Source organism: Psychrobacillus psychrotolerans, assembly GCF_900115805.1.
Classification (GTDB): Bacteria; Bacillota; Bacilli; order Bacillales_A; family Planococcaceae; genus Psychrobacillus; species Psychrobacillus psychrotolerans.
The window spans coordinates 78,597-101,724 of record NZ_FOXU01000008.1 but is presented as its reverse complement, the minus strand read 5'-3'; the positions used below and the strand labels follow the sequence as shown (position 1 = coordinate 101,724).

Sequence of the window (23,128 nt, the reverse complement as noted above, 5' to 3'; positions counted from 1 at the left end):
AGGAGGTTTGAATATGTCACTTATACAGAATGCAGTAGAAATGGCTAACAACTCAGGGTTAGGTCACTTCATGCATCAGGATCCTATTAGTAACGAACGATGCACGAGCAGGAGACGTCGTACTTCGCGAAACCAACAACGCACGAGCAACCAACGTCGAACTTCTCGAAACCAACGACGCACGAGCAACCAACGTCGAACTTCTCGAAATCAACGACGCACGAGCAACCAACGTCGAACTTCTCGAAATCAACGACGCACGAGCAACCAACGTCGAACTTCTCGAAATCAACGACGCACGAGCAACCAACGTCGAACTTCGCGAAACCAACGACGCTCGAATAGGAACTCCTTTTGGAATGACTTGTTATTTTAAAAAACTTCGAGACCATTTCCGCTATCTGAAGAGTCTGTCACTTTAAGTACTTCAATGTACTATTGAGTGGAACCGTATTATAAAGTAACTAGTTCTTACTAGTTAACTTTTTTTGTGTTATTCCTATCAAAGTTCAAGGTCGAAAGAAAAATGAAAGGTCAGTTGGGGGTGGGGTCCGACTGATCTTTCCTTTTATGTATATTCTTCTGGATGACTTGTTATCGTTGTGTATTACATAGCGTCTATCAGAATTGTTTAAATCAATGTAGCCTATTTACTTATCTCGTTCAACCCGGGAAACCTTTCGTTTTCAAAACGGGGAAAAAATTGGGGTCTAAAACCGGGAAACATTTGATGTCCTACACTAAAATGCATTGGATTTAACACTTTTCACCTCCCTTCTTAGGGTATAGTAAAGGATATGTTTAATTAATAAAGAGGCTTAGACTAAGACCCATATTTGAGATCTTTGCATGGAACGATTTTAGATTGTTCTGCAAATCGCCACCTATACAACTACTCTCCAAATGGCATCTAGAACCAAGTATCATTACATGTCTGTTGTTATGTAAACGTACTTATTGAACTAAAGGGGCGGGGAGACGAAAAATAATATGATAGAGTTATGTACATGTGATGTAACATATGATTTAAGGGTAGAAGCAGACATCGGTGCTGATGCTATATGGTGCAATAAATGTCTATGTAACTTTGAAATTACATATGTTCCGATTTCAAATAAATTAAGGTCAGAATTAGTAGAATGGATATCGAAATATGGTGAGTGGATTGATTGGGCTAATGATGGAATAGTTCCTAATGGTATTGAACTTGAAGAGGTACATAATAAACAAGGATTAAAGCTAACAGAAAAAGTAAAGAAGGAACTTGAAGGAAAATATAAAGTTTCTTTTAAGCCTTCTACATTCGCAAAAAGACATGAAAATAAGGAACTGTACTAACGGGTGCTTTACTTCAAAAAGGAGTAAAGCTTTTTTCTTATTGAATTAACGAAGCGGGTTAGTTGAAGAAGAAAATCCTTTAAAAAGATTGTAGGTTTCAAGAGTTCGAATATACTGTAAATAAAGGAGAGATAAATAAGATTTGGTTAATAGTTCTTATTATTCTTTTTGTTATTATCACCTTTGCTTTATTAGTTGACAGAAGAAATAATAAAATTAGTAACAATAATCAGAATCCAATTAATTCAAATGCAAAACCAGGAGAAAGTTCCAACATCTATTTGATGGGAGATAATAGACATAAAAGTGGAGAATAACTCTCAAAATTTACCGTGTTTGTGAAGTAATGTACCTTAACTTTAGTTAAACAAGGCCATCTTAAGGGGGGAAATAGTGACTAAAAGGCAATTTAAATCGTGGTTCTCATTTATGTTTGTAATAATAATCGTGGTAATTGCAAAAAGTTTATGGAAGAACGAAGAGGTTTATTGGGGCGAAATTGTTACTGTAATTATAGCTGGTCTTGTAGGAGGAATAATAGGGATAGCTGGGATATTAATAATAAAGATTTTTAAGAAGTTATTGGAAAAACAGGGACTTTAGCAGAACAGAAATATTAGGAGTTAGTCGTAAGTGTTATACAACTAACAGGTGCTTTAGTAAAAAAGGACAGCAATATAAAATGTACTTGAGAAACATATCCCAACTCATTTTTAAGTACATTTTAAATCACCCTTTATCTTTTAACATAACCTACAAAAAAAGAGTTGCCGAAGCAACTCTTTGATCTTAAACTACAGAAAGGCAATTATAATATTGTCAAACTCCAGTCAGCTTCTTTCTTTTAGCTGTTCCAGTAATCGACGAACCTTTTCCTTCTGATTAGTTGTTTCTTCCACAAGAGGTTCGATTTCATACTTATCTTCTATTGATGAAATGTTCACTATGTCCCCTTGTTTTAGTTTAACTTTTATATCAGAACAGAGAATTTGAAGGATTTCTGTTTCATTTGGAGTTTTTAAAAAGACTGCATAATCTCCTTCAAAACGATCGAGCGTATATTTATTCGAATTCACTCACAATCTCTCCTTTGTTATTTAATAATATAGCTGCATCCCCATCATTTCTCCACATTTGCGTAGTAGTCCATTTCAAATAGCCAGCGTCCTCTTTTGCTTTGGGTCCACTTGTGACGTATATTGTTTTCCCTGCTTGCAAGCTAATGTTCGGAAACTTAAATGTTTGATTACCAGCTACGGAAACTAAATGCCATTCTTCTAAATTAACAGCTGACTCACCAGAGTTGGTAATTCCTACTATTTCGCCTCTAAGGTCTTTACTAGAAATATTAATACCTATGACTTCCGTATTAGCAATTTCAGTTGGCCCAACATTACCATTTGTTATTACGTTATAATCTACTCCATCTGTTTCCACTACTATATTACCAACTATTGCTGTGGCATATAATTGTGAACTTATCCGCTCCAGTCTTGACTTCACCTCTGCATTTGGATGACCATAGGAATTATCTTTTCCATAACTTAAAATGGTAACCTCTGGATTTACTGCTTCTATAAAATCTTGCGAGCTACTAGTGTCCGAACCATGATGTCCTGCTTTCAAAACGGTTGCTTTAACATTCGTCTCTTCTAGTATGTCTTTCTCTACCCTGATATCTGCATCTCCCATCAATAAAAAGGAAGTTTCTCCGTAAGATAATTTTAATACTATAGATGCTTCATTATTATCAGCTGATTTGTCTCCCATATGTATGACAGAGATATCTAACTCCTCATCTAGAGGAATCGTATCGCCAGTTTTTGGCACGATGAATGGTATATTTTTGTCTAATATAAGCTGTAACATTTCCTCATACGTTTGAGAAGTATGTGTTTTTCCAGAGTCCACGAATTTTTTTATAGATATAGAATTCAACACGGAATGTAGGCCTCCGATATGATCGGCATCTGGATGGGTTGCCACAACATAATCGAGCTTCTCAACCCCGTGTTTTCGTAGATAATTTACTACATCTTTTCCAGCATCTTTTGTCCCCCCATCTACTAACAAATTTTTTCCGTTTGGCGATTGTACTAATATTGAATCCCCTTGCTCTACATTTATAAAATGAACCTTCATTTTGTCTCCAGGTTCCACTGGCACTTGTGATGCTTGTATTGTTTTATCTGGTTGCTGATTGAATGTACAGCCACTAAGCAAAATGGCTATACATAGACTTACTAAAAATGTGATCTTTCTCATATAAAACCTTCCTTTTCGTACTTTGCATGATTCTACCATAGGACACTAAGATTCATATATTAAAGATTCCCTTGACAGTTGATAGCTATTCGCATAGAATAACTGTTTGTGAAAACTAACGTGGTTCGAGAACCTCCCACGGAAAAAAACTAAGGAGAAATGAATAATGAAAACAAAGACTATAGCAGTAACTGGTGTTATTGCCGCTCTTTATGTCGCGGTATCTCTACTAGTGGCTCCTTTTGCATTTGGTGCAGTACAGTTTCGTATTGCGGAGATGTTCAATCACTTAATCGTATTTAATAAAAAATACTTTTTTGGTATTGTATTAGGAGTATTTATAACAAATATGTTCTCTCCAATGGCCGCTTATGACCTAATATTTGGAGTAGCACATTCCATCATTACGTTATCGCTAACGATTTTGGCGACTAAATATGTAAAAGGAAACATAGCACGCATGGTTATTAATACAGTGCTCTTTACATTTACCATGTGTATTATCGCATTTGAACTAATGCTTGCGCTAGATTTCCCATTCTTCTATACATGGTTAACCGTTGCAGCTGGTGAGTTCACCGTATTAGCTGTCGGTATTCCGATTATTATCGCTTTAGATAAACGATTGAATTTTAAGACGCTAATCTAAATAACTTCACCCGATTCTAGAAAACTAGAACCGGGTGTTTTTTATTTTTCTATTAATCCTTTTTCCACTAAAAAGTCGTGTGCTACATCTTCGGGTTTATCTCCATCAATGTCAACTCTCGCATTCATCATCAACATATCCTCTTCGGATATTTTACCCGCTAACTCGTTTAGCACGTCCTCAAGCTCTGGAAACTTTTGTAAAGCATCCATACGTACGACTGGAGCTGCATCATATTTAGGGAAAAATCCTAAATCATCCGTTGTCGTTTGCAAGTCAAATCGTTCGATACGTCCATCAGTCGTAAAGGCAGGTATAACATCGACGTCTCCGTTTTTCAATGCTTCATACATAACATTAGGATCTAGACTTTGCGTTTCAGAAAATACAAATGGATATGTATTTATTAAATCATCAAAGCCGTCTCCTTTTCTTTCATAAAATGCATGAGGGGCCCCAAATACCATACCACCAGTTTTAGAAGCTTCTACCAATTCTGAGTAAGTTTCTGCATTGTACTCATTATCCTTTGTATAAGCTAGTGTATACGTATTTTCAAATCCAAGTGGACTTAACCAAGTAGCCTCAAACTTTTCCTCATAGCCTTTCCTTACTTTTTCTAATACACTATCTGAGCTTTCTCCTACTTCAGATTCTTCTTTTAAAACATCCTTTAAGCCTGTGCCAGTGTACTCAACATAAAGATCAATATCACCTTTTTCCAAAGCGGGAGTCATAATTGCTACTTCTCCTAGACCTTCCTTATATTCCACATCAATATCTGTTTTTTCCTCAATATATTGGCCTAAAATTTGTGGGAGTATAAATTGTTCCGTCCACGGCTTCCCACTAATTACTAATGCTTCATCTGAATTCGAACAAGCACTTAAAAGCATCACTCCTGCAATTCCTACTAATCCTATTATCTTTTTCATCTCTTCATCCTCCAGTTCTCATTCCTTTTGGTGTAGCTTTTTTCTCAATCCATTTCAATAGCAGATCAAACAGAATTGCTAGTAATGCAACTGGTAATGCCCCTGCTAATACGAGCGAATTATTGTATGATTGCAATCCACGGTAAATTACGTCTCCCAACCCACCTGCTCCAACAAATGTTGCCAAGGTAGCAATACCTACAGTTAGAACTGTAGCCGTTCGAATACCCGCCATTATAAATGGCAAAGCAAGCGGAAATTCAATTTGCCAGAGCAACTGACCTTTCGTCATACCCATTCCTCTTCCAGCTTCAATCATAGATTCGTCGATATTTGAAATCCCGGTATATGTATTACGTAAAATAGGTAAAAGTGCATAAATTATTAAGGCTATTAAAGCTGTTTTAGCACCAATTCCTATTAATGGAACGAGGAAGCCAAAAAGCGCTAAGCTAGGTATTGTCTGAAAGATCGCGGTGATTCCTATAACTGGCTCTGCTATTCTACGATACCTTGCAACTAATATACCTAAAGGTAAGGCAATGGCAATACCAACGGCTAAAGCTACAAATGATAAGTAAATATGCTGCATAAACGCCTCTTGTATTAAATCTGAACGACTTTGAACCGTCTCTATAAAGGTACTCACTTATACCACCTCTTCCTTCGCTAATATTGCACGAAGTAGGATAGATTGATTTACAAAGCCCAGCACCTTGTTGTTACCCTTCACTAGAAGGCCATGTGTAGTTCCGTTTTCTAGTAAAGCAATAGCCTCTTCTATTAACATAGCTGCATCGACTTCTATATACGGAGCTTCCCATTCGCCGTCAAAAAAGGAGGAAAAGTCCTTTAGTTCCCTTTTTCCAACAGATTTTTTCCGATTAATTCTTTCTATTCCGATATAGTTTTTCACAAAATCATTGATAGGGTTTTCTATTAACTCTGTAGGTGTCCCAATCTGCTCAATCATGCCATCTTTCATGACTATAACCATATCTGCAATTTTCAATGCTTCATCAATATCATGTGTAACAAAGACAATTGTTTTCTTTATCTTTTCTTGTAAATACTTTATCTCATTTTGCAATTGTTCCCGGCTAATCGGATCCAGCGCACTAAATGGTTCATCCATTAATATAATATCTGGATTCGCAGCTAGTGCACGCACAACACCAATTCGTTGTTGCTGACCACCACTTAACTCAAGTGGGTATTTTCGTAAAAACTGTTCGGGTTTAAGTCCTACCATATTCATTAATTCGTAAATACGGGTTGCCGTTTTTTCCTTTGGCCAGCCCTTCAAGTTTGGGACTAGAGCAGCATTTTTTTCAATAGTCATATGAGGAAATAAGCCAATTCGCTGAATTACATATCCAATTGTTTTCCTTAGTTCAACAGGATCGATAGCAGAAATTGCCTTGTCGCCTACGTAAATTTCTCCAGTCGTAGGAGTTTCTAAACGATTAATAAGTTTTAGAAGGGTTGTTTTACCACAACCACTCGGTCCTATGATGACCACTAATTGCTCCTTTGGAATTGTTAAAGAGACCCCTTGCAAAGCTTTCGTTCCGTCTGGAAACACCTTCGTAATATTCTCGAAACGAATCAAATTGTATGCCCCCTTATCTATACTATATTTACTAACCTCTATGTATACCCTGAAAAGTTTAAGATAAAGCATTTGATTGCTCTATTTATGATTTTTATTTGAAATCTGTTTTAATGAATCTACTACATAGTTCAGATAGCTTTATAAGTAAGTTTTTACTCACTGTTAAACTGAATTTACTTGGCTCATCGCTCGTTTACTCACTAAGCAGATACTATTCCTAGAAGCATTTTTTTACTCTCAACTATTAATGCAGCCATATAAAAAAACCGCCTCCCTTTTAGGAAACGGTTTACTCTATTTTTATTCTTTTACAAATTCGATTGTGCTTCGAACTGTATCGATTGGACGAACTAGTCCTTCAATTTGTTCGCGCTGTGGTTCTAGGAATGGAGGTAATGACAATTTTTCCCCAAGTGTTTCATATGATTCGTCCCCCATAAATCCTGGGCCATCTGTGGCAAACTCAAACAGAATGCCGTTTGCAACTCTTGAATACAAGGATTGGAAAAAGAAGCGATCGACAAATCCAGATGTTTTGAAGCCAAAGCTTTCCATCCGTTGTGTCCATTCATCTAATACTGCTCGATCTTCCACTCGGAAGGCTGCATGATGAACAGTTCCGAAACCTTGACGACCTGGAGGAAGTATGACGTTTTTTTCTATTATAACCTGTGCACCATTACCACCCTCACCTACTTCAAATAAGTGGAATGACCCGTTTTGTCCAATCTCTTTAAATAATAATACCTTTTCAAGCACTTCTTTCATGTAGTCAAATTCAGCAATGCGTATAGTAATCGGTCCTAGACCAGTTATAGCAAATTCTAGTGGGATGGGACCTTTTTGCCATGGTGTGCCTGCTGCTACACCATTATTGTTTTCATCTGATACTAGTTGATATTGTTGGTCGTCAAAATCTACAAATGATAATACCTGAGTTCCGAATTGCTCTTGTATGCCAGTATGTTTTACATCTAGGCGGTCAAAACGTTTTACCCAGTAAACTAACGCAGCATCAGTAGGCACGCGGAAGCCAGTACGATATATTTCGTTTGTACCGTGTGTCCCTTTAGGTATGTTTGGAAAATCGAAGAACGTCATATCCGTTCCTGCCCCACCAACATCATCTGCAAAAAACAAATGATAAGTTTGAATATCATCTTGGTTGACTGTTTTCTTAACGAGTCTCATGCCTAATACATAAGTGAAAAATCTATAGTTTTCTTCTGCACTACTTGTAATAGCAGTAACATGGTGTATTCCTTTTAAGTGATTCATCTATATTCCTCCAATAATTTATCTTTAATTTAAGTATCTCTAATTCAAAGTAATTTTATCATGGATATTAAAACCTGTCAATAATGCTATCCTTCCACCGATTTATAAAATAAAACCTCTCATAGAGTTAATTTTTCTCCTAATAAAAAAACTGTCCCATAGTGGAGACAGTTTTAGCTTGTTCATCAAACTTCTATATGTGTTCCAATGTTTTTTTCTTTGGCTTTTATATAGGCGCCTTTAGCTACAGCCAAATCAAAATAGGCCGCTCCTACAGATTTGAATATAGTAATTTCATCTTCCTCTTCTCGACCATTTACTTGTCGTGCAACAAGCTGTCCTATTTCTCCGTGCACATCATTAAATGACCACTCCCCAATACTCTCAGCATGTATCAGTTCACCAGCTTCATCCTTCACTCCTGCCAAATCATCCACAACTACTTTAGAAGCACGTTTTATAGTTGTTACATCTAGCTCCAACATATGTGGTAAATAAGAACCTACACCATTAATATGTGTGCCTGGTTGTAAGTCATTCCCATTAAATACAGGTTCGACTGAACGAGTTGCACAGCAAATGATATGCGCCTGACGAACTGCTACAGATACGTCTTCTGCTATTTCAAAAGGAACTTCTATACCAAAATCTTTTAACTGCTCTCCAAATTGCTGTGCTTTTTTTGCAGTACGATTAAATAATATAATTCGATCGATATCTCGAACTGCAAGTACGCCTAAAGTTTGTTCAAAAGCCATGGCCCCAGTACCAATAACCGTCAATACCTTTGCATTTTTTCTAGCTAAATAATTGGTAGCAATAGCACTTAGGGCTCCCGTTCGTAATCGAGTTAAGTAAGAAGCGTTCAACATTGCCACATGCTCCCCATTTTTGGTGTCCGATAATAGAACAACCCCTTGTGTCGTTGGTTTTCCATTAGTTGGATTGTTTGGATAGATAGTTACTACTTTAACAGCAGTTACTTCCTCTACTAAATCCGCACTCGGCATGTAAAGGGCTGATGCCTCATGTTGTGGAAATTCGATTACAGTCCGATGCGGGTTTGAAATTTTCTCAGCTACTTTCGCCTTCAACACTTCTTCTACATCTTTTATTGCTTCATTCATATTATATGTACGCATAATTTGTTGTTCATTCACTATTAACATTATGTGACCCTCCAATGATGAAAAACTCGTCTTTTCACTCACGTGCAAAGACGAGTTTTGTTATTAGACTTTGCTTAATTCTTTTTCAACTTTAATACTTTTGCTACCTGGTTTTATTAACGGACTTTCCTCATCTAAGTTTTCCTGACTGCGGTCTTTTACTGCCCAAATAGCGATTAAAGAGATTACTGCTGTGAACATGATATATACTGCAACTGGCACATAAGAACCGTTAAACTGTAACATCAGGCTCGCCGCTACCAATGGGGCAGTTCCTCCAGCTAAAGCCGCTCCAATTTGGTACCCTAATGTAACTCCAGTATAACGAACCTTCGCATTAAATATTTCAGAGAACATAGTACCAAGTACCGCTGTAATTGGAGCCCAAATAATACCTAGACCGATTACAGTTGCCACAACTAGTAAAACAACTGATTGTTGTTGTAGCATCCAGAAATATGGGAAAGCAAATAATAGCATCCCAATTGTACCAGCTACATACACTTTTTTACGACCGATTCTATCGGATAAGCTACCCATAATAGGAATCAATATAGTTGTAATAATCGTCGCTACCATTACGGTGTTCAAAGTCGTCGTTCTAGAAAAACCTAATTCCGTAGTTGCATAGGAAACAACAAATGTTCCAAATATATAAAATGGTGCCGTTTCTACTACCTTCGCACCAATTGCTATTAATACTTCTCGCCAGTGATACCTTAATGTATCTACAATAGGTAATTTAGGAATATCTCCAGTTTCTTGTACTTTTTTAAATGAAGGCGTTTCGTCAATTCCCTTACGAATCCACAATCCGAAAATTACTAGTAAAGCACTTAACAAGAATGGTATACGCCAACCCCAAGTCATGAAGGACTCTTCCGGTAGTAGAGTCATTATAGATAAGGCAACTGTACCCATTACCATCCCAATCGTTACACCCATTTGGGGGATGGATCCGTAAAGACCTCTTTTTTCTTTTGGCGCGTATTCAACCGCTAATAATAGGGCTCCTCCCCATTCTCCACCAATACCTAGCCCTTGAACTAAACGTAAAGTGATTAACAAAATTGGTGCCCAAATTCCAATCGCCTGATAGGTTGGAAGTAACCCCATTCCAAAAGTAGCGACGCCCATCAGTGATAGTGTAACTACTAAAGTTTTTTTACGCCCAATTCTATCTCCAATATGACTGAAGATAATCCCCCCGAATGGGCGAATGAAGAATGATAGAGCAAATGATGCATAAGCAAGTATTAGTCCAACTGATGGATCTTCTGTAACAAAAAATATTTGATTAAATACAAGTGCTGCAACTGTACCATACAAGAAATAATCGAACCATTCAATCGAGCTTCCTACTAAACTTGCAATCCAGACTTTCCTCATTTTCTTTGGATCCATCGCACATTTCCCCTTTAATAATTGAAGTGACACTTTAATTCTCCCGTTTTTAACATTCTAAATAGTTTTAAATTTTCTGTCAACATTATTTTTAATATAATAATTGGAAGAATATCAAAAGGGTAAGGTATGATGTATATATACATCATAGTTAAGGAGAATAATAGATGTCTTCTCATTCAATTGGTAAGATTTTAAAGGAATTACGAAAAGAACGAAAACTAACCTTAAAGGATTTAGCAGCACAAACCAATGTCTCCATCAGTTTCCTATCTCAGGTGGAGCGAGGAAAATCGAGCGTTACACTCGAATCCCTAAAAAAAATAGCAGACGCATTAACAGTGAATCCAACCGTATTTTTCCCAGATAGCACACACGCAGAAGAACTAGAAGAAATAAGACAGCAATTCTATTACAAGGATTTATCCTGTGATATGAAAGAAGCATCCTATGCCCCTATACTAGTAACTCTCCAGCCAGGTGAAAACGAAGGAAATGCCTTTTCTCACGGAGGTCATGAATTTTTATTTGTTCTAGAAGGTACATTAACTGTTGTCGTAAATGAGTCAAAAAGGGAATTACAGGAACAACAATCCATAATGTTCGATGCGAATATGCCTCATTACTGGTATAACTATTCAGACAAGACTATCCGATTTTTGGTAGTTTCTTCTAAATAATAGACAACAGAAAAGAGCCCATATCATAATATGATTGGTCTCTTTTTTCATTGATATTTAATGGAATATCTAGGTGTGTCCACTTTCCTAAGAAACCATGCTACATGACTTCTATAAGGTGGTTTGTATTCCAAGTTATAAGGGAAAAGAACTAGAAAAGAGAATTAGTAGGGGGAAGAAAGATGGTTAGAAAGAAGAAGAAGCCATGGAGTAAACGAAAAAGAATAGTGGTCGGTTCTCTATGTGCGTTTGCGGTAGTTTATATAGCAGTCATGCTGTGGCATACATATAAACCCTTACCAGAGGGAGTTTCCTTTAAAGGGGACATACATAATACAGATTCAGTTGAGATGATTACTGATTTAACCTATGCACAGGACCAAGAAGGAACTGGCATGGTTCACGAAAATCATATATTTGAAGAAGTTTATAACATGATTGAGGAAGCAGAAGATTTTGTCGTAGTGGATTTTTTCTTGGTTGATGGCTATTACGATGAAAAGGAGGACTTCCCTAAGATTGCAGATACATTGTCTTCAACATTAGCCCAAAAAAAGATAGACCATCCAGATATGCCTATCGTATTTATCACCGATCCTCTAAACAAGGGCTACGGGTCCTTTGAAAGTAAGTGGTTTAAGAAAATGCGAGAAGCTGGTGTAGAAATAGTTTATACCGATTTAGATCCTTTGCGCGATTCTACCCCCGTCTATTCGGGTATTTATCGTACCTTTTTCCAATGGTTTGACTTTGGAGGCGAGGGCTGGATTGCGAATGCGATGGCAAGTGAAGCCCCTAAGATGACAGTTGCTTCCTATTTGACTTTGCTTAATGTGAAAGCAAACCATCGGAAGGCAGTAGTTACGGAAAAAGAAGCAATGGTAACGTCTTCTAACCCGCATGATGCGAGTGGGTTTCATGGTAATATTGCACTGAAAGTTACCGGTCCCATCTTAAATGATATTTTAAAATCAGAAGAAGCCGTTTCCTTGTTTTCCGGTGGTCCTAAACTGCCTCGTGTAGATACAAAAGAATCCAACGGACAATATCAGGTGCAGTATTTAACAGAGAAAAAGATTCTCGATGCTTTACTCGAAGACTTAGCAGCAACCAAAAAAGGCGATAAAATTTGGCTCGGGATGTTTTTTGTTGCTAAGCGAGATATCGTAAATGCACTAATAGATGCCGCAAATCGAGGTGTAGAAGTTAATATGATTCTCGATCCAAACGAAAATTCATTTGGTCAGGAAAAATCTGGACTTCCAAATCGTCCGGTAGTACAGGAAATGGTTGAAGATACAAAAGGTAAACTGAATATACGATGGTATAATACGGTGATTGGTCAATACCATACAAAAGCAATTTGGATTCAATCGGACGAGCATACGATTATTTCTAGTGGTTCTTCTAATTACACGGAAAGAACGCTAGATGATTATAATCTTGAAAATAATTTAAAAGTAGTAGCACCAAATGATAGTGAATTAGTAATTCAAATGGAAACTTATTTTGAACGACTTTGGAATAACGAAGACGCTATGTACACAGTAGAACTGGAAGAGTTCCAAGATGGATTTACTTGGTGGCAAAGATGGATTTATACATTGCAAAAGTTTACGAAAGTAACTACCTATTAACAAGATTATTTCTACCAAATATCAACATAATAAAAACGCTGAGTCAATTCAGCGTTTTTTATTATTCCATTACTCACTTCGCTTAACTATAGTATCACCACGACTTATTTTAAGTCACTACAATATGTTTTATATGCAAAGGCAGCTCAACTATCTTCTCTCTCAAAAACTGTGGATACAGATTAATAAGTTTAAGTTCATTCAGCGTTTTCCAAAAATATGTATGTATTTTCCCTTCTTCATCTACTACAAATTCATTATTTTTTAGGAGTTTTTCATCTTCTAACTCCAGCAAATAAAAGAAGCAAATTTCATGAAATTGTTCATTAAGTGTTTCCTCTTTGAAAAAATTTTCATTTACCCAAAGCATTCGCTTTACAGTGACTTCCACGCCTAGCTCTTCTTTTATTTCACGCTTGACTGCATCTTCGCTTTTTTCGTTCATTTTAATACGTCCACCTGGTACATAATAGTATGGCTGACCTTGGTCTTGCATGATTAGCAGCTTGTTATCATGCACTATCAATCCCCCCACACGATAATTAAATCTACCTTCTGCCGTTTTAAAAGATATATCCATAATATCCCCTCTATTCTGGTTGAACGTTTTGTCCAAACTAATATTTCTACACTACTCGATATTAACCTGCCCCGTAAAAGTAACCACGGTATTAGATTAATAAAATAAAACCTTTGAAATTAACAGCAACATAATAATTGATGAAATCGATTTGATCCAAATAATCTTTTTACTAATGCCTGCTCTACTTTCCAAGTAATTTATATAAGAAAATGTAAGAATAAATCCAAAGAAAGGTAATAGGTAACTAGAACTAAATTCAACAGTTTCATAATATTTTATGATAGTTACTATTAAAAGAACCAGACCTAATGCACCTGCATAAGCATAGAAATATAAAGCGAACTTATTGTTCTCCTCCAAATTATCACCTCCTAGCGATGTGTCTCTTCTCGTCTATCTTATTTAAGTTCTATTGTGAAATCAATGTCGATACTTTCAAGCCCATAAGCTTTTATATTATCTGAAAATATAAGTCGCTAGTTCTTCAAATTCTTCTTGAGAAAGTTTTTCATCATTGGGATATTGAACTGATACTCCACTAAATACCCCCGTAAGTTCATAGGTAGAAATGATAGATTGTTTAAAAGGGAGAGTGTTAAATTCACTGTACAGTTTAGGTATTTGCAAATTTAATGGGCTAATAAAGGGCATCCATCCTTTTGTTGAGTCAACAAATAAAACAGGCATCTGCATACTGTCAAAACGAGATATATAATCACTTCCGGATACAGTGTTAAAATGTTTATTACTAACCATTAGAAAATTATACTTTGTTTTCAATTCGTCATTTGTGAGGACTTCCTCCACCTCTAAAGATTCATAAATGACATTTGAATACTTAAATTCTTCTATATTGTCGCCAATAACTCCAATACGAATCGTATCCTCTGATATTAACTGTTGTTCTGCGCACCCTACTAAAACGATTAAACATATCATAACGAAAATTAATCTTCCTTTTATATTTATAAATATCTCTCCTTTTAGCGAACACATGGATAAGTCATTTTAAGGAACTCAAAACAACCTCCATTTGTAGTCTGCATAAATGTCTCTACTTCCTTAAACCCAGCCTTTTTATATACTTTTATAGCTCGTTGATTAAAAGCGGCTACTGATAATGTAATATGATCAGGATTATACGTAACTTTAGCAAAATCTAGTCCTACTCTTAGAAATTCCATTCCTCTTCCATTTCCAGTTAGATTTGGTTTCAGCCCTAAACCTATATCAATCGTTCCTTTATCTACTCTATTAAAACAAAAGTAACCAATAATATCTTGACCATTCATGACAGCAAATGTAGACTCCTTACGTTTATTTGGATCTAAGAATTCAACAAGGTCCTCTTCATCTGCATCCATATCATAAAAAGAGTATTCATCATTATAATGCCAATTACTAGCTATATCTTCAGCTTGCGTCTGTGTCATTTTCTTTAATATATACAAAATTTCAATCCCTTCTATAATGCTTTCTACTCTTAAATTCTCCCGTATAGCAATTAATTCCTCTTTTATAAATAATATTTCTCAAGCGAAGGAGTGCACACATAGCCCATAAAATAGCAAAATAGCTCATAATCGATAAAACTATCCTAGAACAAAAAAACACCTGGATTACTGCTTATTTACAGTAATCCAAGTGTTTTCAATCATTAAGGCATATACTTTTCTTCGACTCTCACTACTTCATCATCTTTAACCGTTACATTATAAGGACCTTTAACACCTAATAAATAAGTGATAAATTCCTTTTCATCAACTGCTCTTGGCTCCAATGGATTTTCTTGATTTACTAAAAACAGTTCTGCATCATCAGCTAGTTTTATGCTTACTTCTTCCATGTTTTCGTTATAAATTGCAAATCCATTAACAGCAAATGACGTAGGTAGATCTTTCTCTACATCTAATCCCAATTCCTTAATCCTATCCGTATCCGATTCATCAATCCATTCAACCTCATCCAAAGTGAGAAGCTTTGTAGAAAGCTCATAATTCATAATATTAACGAGTTTTTCACCTGCAGACATTGATTCTTTTGGTGTTGCTTCTTTTGGTGTTTCCTTTTCTGCGCATGCGCTCAATACAATCACAGTTAACATGACTAGAATAGCCATGCTCGTCTTTTTTAATAACTTCATGCTGTAAATTCTCCCCTTTATATATAGGACACTTTTACCACAAAAAAAGTTTCAGTCCCTTTAAACAATTAAGCGAACGATGTAGAAGGAATTGGTAACTGCTAGACCATTTATTGTACTATTTTCATTAAATATTTTAGTAACTTCCTCTAAATCTTCTTCCTTTAGCTTGTCGTAAACTGAAGCCCGCTGACCAAAGCAGCGTAATTTTAATACGTCTAAAGGTGAATGAAGATATTCTGTACTTACCACATAGTCAATTTTAGAAGTGGTGTACTTATTATTCGCTAATTGTAATTCTATTTTATCTAAGAAAGGCGTACCCAAGGATTGTTCAAATAACTTTGGGAATATTTGAGGCAGTTCTTTGCCGAAGTCGTCTCCAGGATGAAGTCCCAGAATGATTCCTCCCTTTTTAACTATTTCAGCAAGGGAGGAATATGCCGAGGTAGGTCCCTTTCGTATGTAAGCACATTCAAACTCCTCTTTTTCGAAAGGCATCCCATGTTTTGTATTTCCAGCTTGGAAAGATAGATTCGACTTCTCATTTACATTCGCAATTTCCAAGAAGTTTTCGGTAACATCAAAACCTACAATCTGCCTTGCAAATGAACTACAATACTTAGTAAACTCGCCATGCCCACAACCAACATCCAAAACCTTTTTGTTTTTGATCAACCTCGTCACTTCTTCATCAAAAACAGACTCTCCATTTGGTATGGTTATTGTGGAATTCCAATTGTACTTATAAACACGTTGCAATGCTGACAGTTGTTCATACCACTCTATAGAATGTGGTGTTACCCAGTCTGATAAGGTGGTCGGATTATTTAACATATACACTCTCTCCTTGCTTACTCCGGTTCCTAAACAAAAGCCATAGACAGCAAAATACACCAATCGCTACAAATTCCAGTGATAATACATACCACGGATAAGGACCTAGGAAATCCAATAAACTCCCACCCTTTGGCTTTTCCTGTAAAAACATATAATTGCCATCTACTATAAAATTTATAGCGAATAAGAAAGGTAGCAATATATTCAAAATAACCATCGTCTGGATAAGCCCTTTAAAAGTTGGTCGGTAACCTCTCACCCACGTGAAATAAAGGGCAGTTAAAATAATTCCAAAATGTGTATAGAAGAAATGAAAGAACCTGAAGTGAGGAAAATTTATATCTAATACCGGTGTGGCAACTGCCTGAATAGCTCCTCCAATTCCAGCAAAAAATACAAACGGATAGAACTTCTTGTTACCAGTCCAAAGTAAAACCATTGTAACGATTAAACTAATGCTGCATAGCTCAAGGGGCAATGAGTTTCCCCAATCCCACCTCCCTGTTTGAACAAGCCACATATAATAACAACCATCCATAATAAATAAAGTGAGAGCGAAAAAACGTTCCCTTAATTGGATTTTCTGTTGTTGATGAGACCACTTGTTTCTAGTGAAATATAACAGCAAGATTAATATAAATAAAGTAATAGCGGAAGCTAAATGTACTCCAGAAAACATTTTAAAGGCATATTCCAATCTTTTCCCTCCCTATCTACTCTATTAATATTCGGCTTAGTCTTTTGAATTTCCTCTATAAAAAACTACTCGTGTAATTCCCCGAGCAGCTTTCATCATTTGAATTTTATTTTGACGTTATTATATCCAGTCGACTTTGCTTGATAGAGCTCCTCTTCTAGCAATAGGTTATATCACTCCTTTTAACTCTCTTTTTCTTTCGCTCATTTTAAACAAAAACACCTAGCTCTTAAAACAGACTATGCTGTAAAGAACCAGGTACCCCATTTTAGTTTCATCTAATTACGGAAACTTTATATCTAACTTACTTTAACTGTTTTTCAGTAATATCACCAAGAATTGGAAGCTTGTAGTATTTCCCATTGTAAGCCTGGTACATTAAGAAAACTACCAGTGCAAGGACAAGTAAAGGCAACCAGATACTCAGCATCCAACCGATTATTGGGATAAAAGGCAAGACCATACTTATTATAATAAGAGCTACTGCTAAAACTACAGACTGCAATGCATGAAAACGAATGAAGCGATTTTCCTTCTCTACGAATAGAAAGATAAGTCCGACGATGAAAAAATAACAAAGCATACCAGCAATATTTTCATCTAAACCAATTGCATTATTTTTATTTACTCCTATTTCTGTTTCCTTTTGTTTAGGAGAAGCAGCTTCTTCTTTACTGTTATTTTCCTGTTCGTTCATACATATCACCTCCTTGTTTTGATCAAGAGTTAAAACGATGAAGTCTATAATATGTTTGGTGATTTATAAATACCACATTTATGAAAGAACTGGCTCCATCCTTTCATCATATGAAAATGTTCATTATTCAGCTACATAATCGAAACAACGAAAAAAAAAAGATCCTCTTATTTAACATAAAGAGAATCTTTTTCCTTAGCTATACTTTAATTCGAAATGCTTTTACAATAATCCCGTCATTTGCTGGTTCAAAATCATATTGTGGTAAGCGTTCAAAGCCTAGGTGCGTATATAATGTTATGGCATTTTCCATAAAATCTGCAGTATGCAGTCCCATCTCTGTAAAACCTTTTTCTTTTGTGCGCTTCATACATTCATGGATAAGTGCTGTTGCTACACCCTTACCTCTAGCTTGTCGAGAGATAGCTAGCATACGTAACTCTGGATAATTGAGCACTTCGTCCAGTAAACCTTCATAAATTTGTTTATCAGGCGCAAACAAAGCAACACTTCCTGCAATTTCACCATCAATTTCTGCCACGATTCGTTCAATACCAGGTTTTGAATCTGCATCCGATAGAATAGATTGTTGAAGTGCATTCCAGTGGGCCTCCGGTATTTTAGGTGCATGCTCTTCATATGCATGTAATCTCATTTCACGTATATGAACTAACTCTTCTTCTTTCGCATTACGAATGTTCATTTTTTCATCTCCTTATTATTGAATAAGAAATTTTTCTTCCTTACCGCTTAAAGCCTCACGGTCATGCTTTGAGTTGAAGATAGACGTATCCGGACCTTTTGGTAATATATTATTTGGTCCTTTTTGATCGTCATTAGCAATATGGTTTGATAAATGATAATGTATTTTAATCGCTTCAAAATCTGTTGTATCACCAAATCCAGGTGTTTGGTATAAATCACGTAAGTAACCCCATAAATTCGGAAAATCAACAATGCGGTTTCGATTTGTTTTGAAAGCCGCATAGTACGCAACATCGAAGCGTACAAGTGTCGCGTATAGGCGAACATCTGAATCTGTAATATAATCCCCAAACAAGAAACGGTGTGTAGAAAGACGTTTTTCTAATTCATCCAAACGGATAAATAACACATCGTACGCCTCTTCATATGCTTCCTGGGAACGTGCAAAGCCACATTTATACACTCCATTATTCACTTCATGGAAAATGATATCGCTTAATGCATCAATCTCTTCTCGTAAATGCTCTGGATATAACTCAGGTGCATTTTCTTTGTGGAACGGCTTCCAAGCTGTCTCAAAATGATTGGTTAATCGGAAATAGTCATTATTCACAGCTTTTTTTTCTGCTATATCCACAATGACCGGAACAGTGGGTCTGCCTTCATATTTGGCATCTGCTTGTAAATATACTTCACTTATATATTTAATACCTAAAACGGGGTCAACGCCATTCTTATCTAAGGAAAACTCCCAATCTACCCGATCAATATTCGGACGCATTGGACTTGCAGTTCCTAAGCTAATAACATCTTCTAACCCAAGTACACTTCTCACAATGACAGAGCGATGTGCCCATGGACAAACAGCTGCCCAAAGTAGACGATACTTTCCTGCTTCTACTGGAAGTTCACCAGCTTCACTTCCAAAAGTTGTTGAGAAACGATTTTTTTGACGAATAAATTTACCCTTTTCATCCACTTCAGTTGGACCTTGCTTCTTAGTCTCTCCCATGTCTCATCATCCTTTTCTATTAAACATAGTATTTCACTTGGTTTAGTTAAGTGTATGGATTTATTATCTTGGAGTCAAGGTAATAAATTTTAAAATAGATACCATTGTATCCAGACGGATTATTTAATTCTCATAGTCTCATCTGTGTTATGAACATCCTAGCATCATAGCATTCTAGCTATAATGGCTGTTTTGGAAAAACAGCTTTTTTTGCTTTTATCGACTACTAGTGGACAATCCATGAATGGGTAATGGGTCGGATAGTTTATACAATACCAAATTTTAGGAATAGACTATAAGAAAGAAAACTATGATAAGGAGGTCATATATTTGGCATATAGAAGAAATGGAAATCCCCGATTTTGTGTGTTCCCTGGTTATAATTGGTGTGGACCCGGTTGTAGTGGACCTGGTGCTCCTATAAATGATGTGGATGCGGCTTGTAAAGCACACGACGAATGTTATAGAAGAGGAAATAATCGATGTGAATGTGATCGTGAGTTTCTCCGTCAGCTACAGCCTAAAGTAAATAATTACACACCAAAGGGAAGACATGCCCGGACGCTCTATAATTATATGAAGTTGCAAACAGCTTTTACTTGTAGAAACTCTAGATACTAAAAACTTTATCCAAATACTTGTAAAATATTTCATCCTAAAATCGTTACTTTGCAATACGTTTGTTTAGAAAGGATAAGTTTGTTATCATTTCTACAGGTAGTTATTGAAGGAGCGCTTATAGATGAATAAAGAACAAGTAGAACAGTTTCAACAGATGAAAAAGAAAATGACTCGAATGATGCTGTTGTATAAGTTTGCATTGAGTGAGCTTGAAACAAAAATTGAAATTCTTCGAGAAGAATTTTTAATGATCCATGATTATAATCCAATTGAACATACGAATTCCAGATTGAAATCTCCAGAAGGTATACTAAAAAAACTTAATCGCAAGGGTAAAAGTATTTCAGTAGAAAGCATCCGTGAAAATGTGAAAGACATTGCAGGAATGCGTATTACTTGTTCTTTCATCTCTGATATATATCGAGTTTTTGGTATGTTGGAAAAACAAAGTGATATAAAGGTATTAGAAGTAAAAGATTATATTAAAAACCCAAAAAATAATGGCTATAAAAGTTTACATGTTTTATTGGAAACACCTGTTTTTATGTCCGATGGTAAAGAAATTGTAACCGTCGAAGTGCAAATACGAACTATTGCGATGGATTTTTGGGCAAGCCTTGAACATAAAATCTTTTATAAATATGATCAGTCTGTACCCGAACAGTTATTAATCGAGTTAAAAGAAGCAGCCGATTCAGCATTTGCATTAGATCAGAAAATGGAACGACTGCATAATGAAGTAAAAGTAATCAAAAAAGAAAACAAAGTAACTGAAGTAGATGAATTGACTAAGTTAATAAGTAATTCAAATCAACAAATAACAATCCCCCCAGCTTTCTTAGAAATGTTGGAGAAAAGTAAGTAATCCGATAGTTGATAGCCATTACTAAGAAATAGGAGTAAAAATAATTCAATAAGAGTTGCAATGACTATTTGTCGTTGCAGCTTTTTGCGTTAATTGGACATCTCTCTAGACTAACTATCCATATCCCCTGCTCCTTTTTTCATAAACTAAACAGATATATAAAATAAAGAAGGAGGAGTTATTAAATTGAGCAAATCAAATGAGAACTTTTCAAATTCTCATCATCACAATAAAAGACCTAATATTCTTTTTATCATTGTAGATGAAGAGAGATTTCCGACTGTTTATGAAACTGAGGCAATAAAAGAGTGGCGAGTGAAAAATTTAAAAACCCAAGAGCTGTTACGCAAAAATGGAATGACATTTTCAAATCATTATATTGGGAGTACCGCTTGTTCACCAAGTAGAGCAACGCTTTTTACTGGCCAGTATCCGTCACTTCATGGAGTGACGCAAACGACTGGTGTTGCAAAAGGTGCATTTGATCCCAATGTATTTTGGTTAGATCATAGCACAGTACCTACTTTAGGAGAATACTTTCGCACAGCGGGATATCAAACATACTGGAAAGGAAAATGGCATCTATCGGATGAGGATATTCTAATACCTGGTACGCATGACGCTTTACCGAGCTACAATACAAAAACTGGTGTACCTAACAGTGCGCAAGAGCAAATTTATGAAAAAGCCAATAGATTAAGTGATTATGGCTTTGATGGTTGGATAGGTCCTGAACCTCATGGATCAAATCCGCGAAATTCTGCATCTTCGGCAGGTGTCGGAGTAAGTGGAAGAGATGAAGTTTACGCTAAGGAGGTAGTAGATTTAATACATTCACTCGAAAAAAATGCAAAATCACCTAACGATCAACCTTGGTTAATCGTATCCTCATTCGTGAACCCACATGATATTACCCTGCTTGGTCTATTCACACGATTCAATCCCTCCTATAATTTTGAGATTGATCCGACTCTTCCTTTCGTTCCACCAGCACCTACAGCAAATGAAAACCTACTTACCAAACCTTCTGTTCAGTTAAGTTATCGTGATATCTACCAACAAGCCCTTCAGCCCACATTCGATTCGCTACTTTATAGACAACTCTACTATTCTCTACAAAAGAAGGTAGATGATGAAATGTACAAAGTATTTCAAGCCCTTCAATCATCCATCTTTTATGAAGACACAATAATAATTTTCACAGCAGATCATGGAAGCTTAGTAGGAGCACATGGTGGACTATTTCAAAAGTGGCATAATGCTTATGAAGAATCCTTACATGTTCCTTTAATAATTCATAGCCCAAAATTTTCAGTCCCTAGAGAAACGGACATAATCACAAGCCATCTAGACATTATTCCTACACTTTTAGGTCTTGCCAATATTAATGCAATCGATGCTCAAAAAGAACTTAAGAAAAGCCATAGCGAGGTGCACCCATTGGTTGGACGAGATTTCTCCCCGTTAATAAATGGAAATACCAATTTCCCTCGGGCCAACGAGCCTATATACTTTATGACGGACGATGAAGTGACAAAAGGATTAAATCAGTTTACTGTAACCGGAAAACCATATGAATCAGTTATTCAGCCAAACCATCTAGAAACCATTATTTTGAAATTGCCTACTGGTAAAGAAAAAACCGATGAGGTCTGGAAGCTTACCCGTTATTTTGACAATCCACAGTTTTGGAGCAATCCCGGTGTAGAAGATAAAGTGACAAGTCAGGAGGATTCCACTCCAGTTACAGATACGAAGGAAGTAGCTATTTGTATAACTACCACGAAACAAACTCCAGTCGACGATGAATATGAATTATATAATGTCACTAGAGATCCAACGGAAGAATGTAATCTTGCATTTCATTTGAATGAAACTCCCGAATCCAAACTAATTCAAAAAGTATTAATAAGTATTCTCCAAGAACAATCCAAGCAAAAAAGATTATCTCCGACAAGTGGCACGGTTCCAGGTATGCCAACTTGTGAGAGCTAG

At 36.2% G+C, this 23,128-nt stretch carries 27 protein-coding genes and 1 riboswitch; of the genes, 9 read left to right on the top strand and 18 right to left on the bottom strand.

The window, feature by feature from the left end; genetic code table 11:
- The first annotated feature begins 13 nt into the window (after positions 1-13).
- The 3 genes from BM260_RS18225 (at position 14) to BM260_RS14770 (ending at position 1,941) form a co-directional block, all read left to right on the top strand.
- A complete protein-coding gene (locus BM260_RS18225; RefSeq protein WP_139219929.1) occupies positions 14-376 on the top strand; it encodes a CotG/ExsB N-terminal domain-containing protein in 363 nt (120 codons plus the stop codon).
- A 614-nt stretch (positions 377-990) separates the two neighbouring features.
- Complete coding sequence (locus tag BM260_RS14775; protein WP_093538114.1) at positions 991-1,338, top strand: hypothetical protein; 348 nt, start codon at positions 991-993, stop codon at positions 1,336-1,338.
- Positions 1,339-1,731: 393 nt separating this feature from the next.
- On the top strand, positions 1,732-1,941 hold the full coding sequence (locus tag BM260_RS14770; RefSeq protein ID WP_093538113.1) for a hypothetical protein: 210 nt from the start codon (positions 1,732-1,734) through the stop codon (positions 1,939-1,941).
- Between the two features lie 227 nt (positions 1,942-2,168).
- On the opposite strand, the gene BM260_RS14765 is transcribed toward BM260_RS14770, so the two are convergent.
- Together BM260_RS14765 and BM260_RS14760 are read right to left on the bottom strand one after the other, a co-directional pair.
- Entirely contained in the window at positions 2,169-2,414 is a 246-nt protein-coding gene (locus BM260_RS14765) for a DUF3006 domain-containing protein (protein ID WP_093538112.1), read from the bottom strand.
- Positions 2,401-3,603, bottom strand: a complete 1,203-nt coding sequence (locus BM260_RS14760; RefSeq protein ID WP_093538111.1) for an MBL fold metallo-hydrolase — start codon at positions 3,601-3,603, stop codon at positions 2,401-2,403. The genes BM260_RS14765 and BM260_RS14760 overlap by 14 nt, the downstream gene beginning before the upstream one ends.
- Before the next feature lie 114 nt (positions 3,604-3,717).
- Positions 3,718-3,762: riboswitch (PreQ1 riboswitch) on the top strand.
- Positions 3,763-3,769: 7 nt separating this feature from the next.
- Here BM260_RS14760 and BM260_RS14755 point away from each other — a divergent pair.
- Complete coding sequence (locus BM260_RS14755; RefSeq protein WP_093538110.1) at positions 3,770-4,252, top strand: QueT transporter family protein; 483 nt, start codon at positions 3,770-3,772, stop codon at positions 4,250-4,252.
- A gap of 41 nt (positions 4,253-4,293) precedes the next feature.
- Here the strand turns inward: BM260_RS14755 and BM260_RS14750 are convergent, their stop codons facing one another.
- From BM260_RS14750 to BM260_RS14725, 6 genes are all read right to left on the bottom strand, one after another.
- Positions 4,294-5,187: a glycine betaine ABC transporter substrate-binding protein gene (locus tag BM260_RS14750; protein WP_093538109.1), complete on the bottom strand. Its 894-nt coding sequence runs from the start codon at positions 5,185-5,187 to the stop codon at positions 4,294-4,296.
- 4 nt (positions 5,188-5,191) lie between these two features.
- Positions 5,192-5,779 carry an ABC transporter permease gene (locus BM260_RS14745; protein ID WP_093538201.1) on the bottom strand — a complete coding sequence of 196 codons (588 nt, stop codon included), beginning with the start codon at positions 5,777-5,779 and terminating at the stop codon, positions 5,192-5,194.
- Positions 5,780-5,836: 57 nt separating this feature from the next.
- Complete coding sequence (locus BM260_RS14740) at positions 5,837-6,799, bottom strand: ABC transporter ATP-binding protein (protein WP_093538108.1); 963 nt, start codon at positions 6,797-6,799, stop codon at positions 5,837-5,839.
- A gap of 303 nt (positions 6,800-7,102) precedes the next feature.
- Positions 7,103-8,080: a ring-cleaving dioxygenase gene (locus BM260_RS14735; RefSeq protein WP_093538107.1), complete on the bottom strand. Its 978-nt coding sequence runs from the start codon at positions 8,078-8,080 to the stop codon at positions 7,103-7,105.
- Positions 8,081-8,265: 185 nt separating this feature from the next.
- The gene (locus BM260_RS14730; RefSeq protein WP_093538106.1) at positions 8,266-9,249 is read right to left on the bottom strand and encodes an ornithine cyclodeaminase family protein; all 984 of its coding nucleotides are present in this window, start codon (positions 9,247-9,249) and stop codon (positions 8,266-8,268) included.
- Between the two features lie 63 nt (positions 9,250-9,312).
- Positions 9,313-10,653: an MFS transporter gene (locus BM260_RS14725; RefSeq protein WP_093538105.1), complete on the bottom strand. Its 1,341-nt coding sequence runs from the start codon at positions 10,651-10,653 to the stop codon at positions 9,313-9,315.
- A 167-nt stretch (positions 10,654-10,820) separates the two neighbouring features.
- Here BM260_RS14725 and BM260_RS14720 point away from each other — a divergent pair, with 167 nt between their 5' ends.
- Positions 10,821-11,333 carry a helix-turn-helix domain-containing protein gene (locus BM260_RS14720; protein WP_093538104.1) on the top strand — a complete coding sequence of 171 codons (513 nt, stop codon included), beginning with the start codon at positions 10,821-10,823 and terminating at the stop codon, positions 11,331-11,333.
- Positions 11,334-11,515: 182 nt separating this feature from the next.
- The gene (locus BM260_RS14715; RefSeq protein ID WP_093538103.1) at positions 11,516-12,970 is read left to right on the top strand and encodes a phospholipase D family protein; all 1,455 of its coding nucleotides are present in this window, start codon (positions 11,516-11,518) and stop codon (positions 12,968-12,970) included.
- A 109-nt stretch (positions 12,971-13,079) separates the two neighbouring features.
- Here the strand turns inward: BM260_RS14715 and BM260_RS14710 are convergent, their stop codons facing one another.
- From BM260_RS14710 to BM260_RS14665, 10 genes are all read right to left on the bottom strand, one after another.
- On the bottom strand, positions 13,080-13,550 hold the full coding sequence (locus tag BM260_RS14710; RefSeq protein ID WP_093538102.1) for an NUDIX hydrolase: 471 nt from the start codon (positions 13,548-13,550) through the stop codon (positions 13,080-13,082).
- Between the two features lie 96 nt (positions 13,551-13,646).
- A complete protein-coding gene (locus BM260_RS14705; protein ID WP_093538101.1) occupies positions 13,647-13,913 on the bottom strand; it encodes a hypothetical protein in 267 nt (88 codons plus the stop codon).
- Positions 13,914-14,009: 96 nt separating this feature from the next.
- Positions 14,010-14,492: a hypothetical protein gene (locus BM260_RS14700; protein WP_139219928.1), complete on the bottom strand. Its 483-nt coding sequence runs from the start codon at positions 14,490-14,492 to the stop codon at positions 14,010-14,012.
- A gap of 44 nt (positions 14,493-14,536) precedes the next feature.
- Positions 14,537-14,986, bottom strand: a complete 450-nt coding sequence (locus BM260_RS14695) for a GNAT family N-acetyltransferase (protein ID WP_093538200.1) — start codon at positions 14,984-14,986, stop codon at positions 14,537-14,539.
- 224 nt (positions 14,987-15,210) lie between these two features.
- Positions 15,211-15,696 (bottom strand): outer membrane protein assembly factor BamD, encoded by a 486-nt coding sequence (locus BM260_RS14690; protein ID WP_093538099.1) that lies wholly within the window; start codon positions 15,694-15,696, stop codon positions 15,211-15,213.
- A 60-nt stretch (positions 15,697-15,756) separates the two neighbouring features.
- A complete protein-coding gene (locus tag BM260_RS14685; protein ID WP_093538098.1) occupies positions 15,757-16,533 on the bottom strand; it encodes a methyltransferase domain-containing protein in 777 nt (258 codons plus the stop codon).
- Complete coding sequence (locus BM260_RS14680; RefSeq protein ID WP_245762742.1) at positions 16,523-17,233, bottom strand: YwaF family protein; 711 nt, start codon at positions 17,231-17,233, stop codon at positions 16,523-16,525. Before BM260_RS14680 ends, BM260_RS14685 begins: the two co-directional genes overlap by 11 nt.
- 304 nt (positions 17,234-17,537) lie before the next feature.
- Positions 17,538-17,930, bottom strand: a complete 393-nt coding sequence (locus BM260_RS14675; RefSeq protein ID WP_139219927.1) for a DUF4870 domain-containing protein — start codon at positions 17,928-17,930, stop codon at positions 17,538-17,540.
- Positions 17,931-18,129: 199 nt separating this feature from the next.
- Positions 18,130-18,633 carry a GNAT family N-acetyltransferase gene (locus BM260_RS14670; protein ID WP_093538097.1) on the bottom strand — a complete coding sequence of 168 codons (504 nt, stop codon included), beginning with the start codon at positions 18,631-18,633 and terminating at the stop codon, positions 18,130-18,132.
- Positions 18,634-18,648: 15 nt separating this feature from the next.
- Entirely contained in the window at positions 18,649-19,647 is a 999-nt protein-coding gene (locus tag BM260_RS14665) for a glutathione S-transferase family protein (protein ID WP_093538096.1), read from the bottom strand.
- Between the two features lie 330 nt (positions 19,648-19,977).
- Here BM260_RS14665 and BM260_RS14660 point away from each other — a divergent pair, with 330 nt between their 5' ends.
- The 3 genes from BM260_RS14660 to BM260_RS14650 all read left to right on the top strand — a co-directional run bounded on the left by BM260_RS14660 (position 19,978) and on the right by BM260_RS14650 (position 23,128).
- Positions 19,978-20,268, top strand: a complete 291-nt coding sequence (locus tag BM260_RS14660; RefSeq protein ID WP_093538095.1) for a phospholipase — start codon at positions 19,978-19,980, stop codon at positions 20,266-20,268.
- A gap of 121 nt (positions 20,269-20,389) precedes the next feature.
- The gene (locus BM260_RS14655) at positions 20,390-21,133 is read left to right on the top strand and encodes a GTP pyrophosphokinase (protein WP_093538094.1); all 744 of its coding nucleotides are present in this window, start codon (positions 20,390-20,392) and stop codon (positions 21,131-21,133) included.
- Between the two features lie 186 nt (positions 21,134-21,319).
- A complete protein-coding gene (locus BM260_RS14650) occupies positions 21,320-23,128 on the top strand; it encodes a sulfatase-like hydrolase/transferase (protein WP_093538093.1) in 1,809 nt (602 codons plus the stop codon).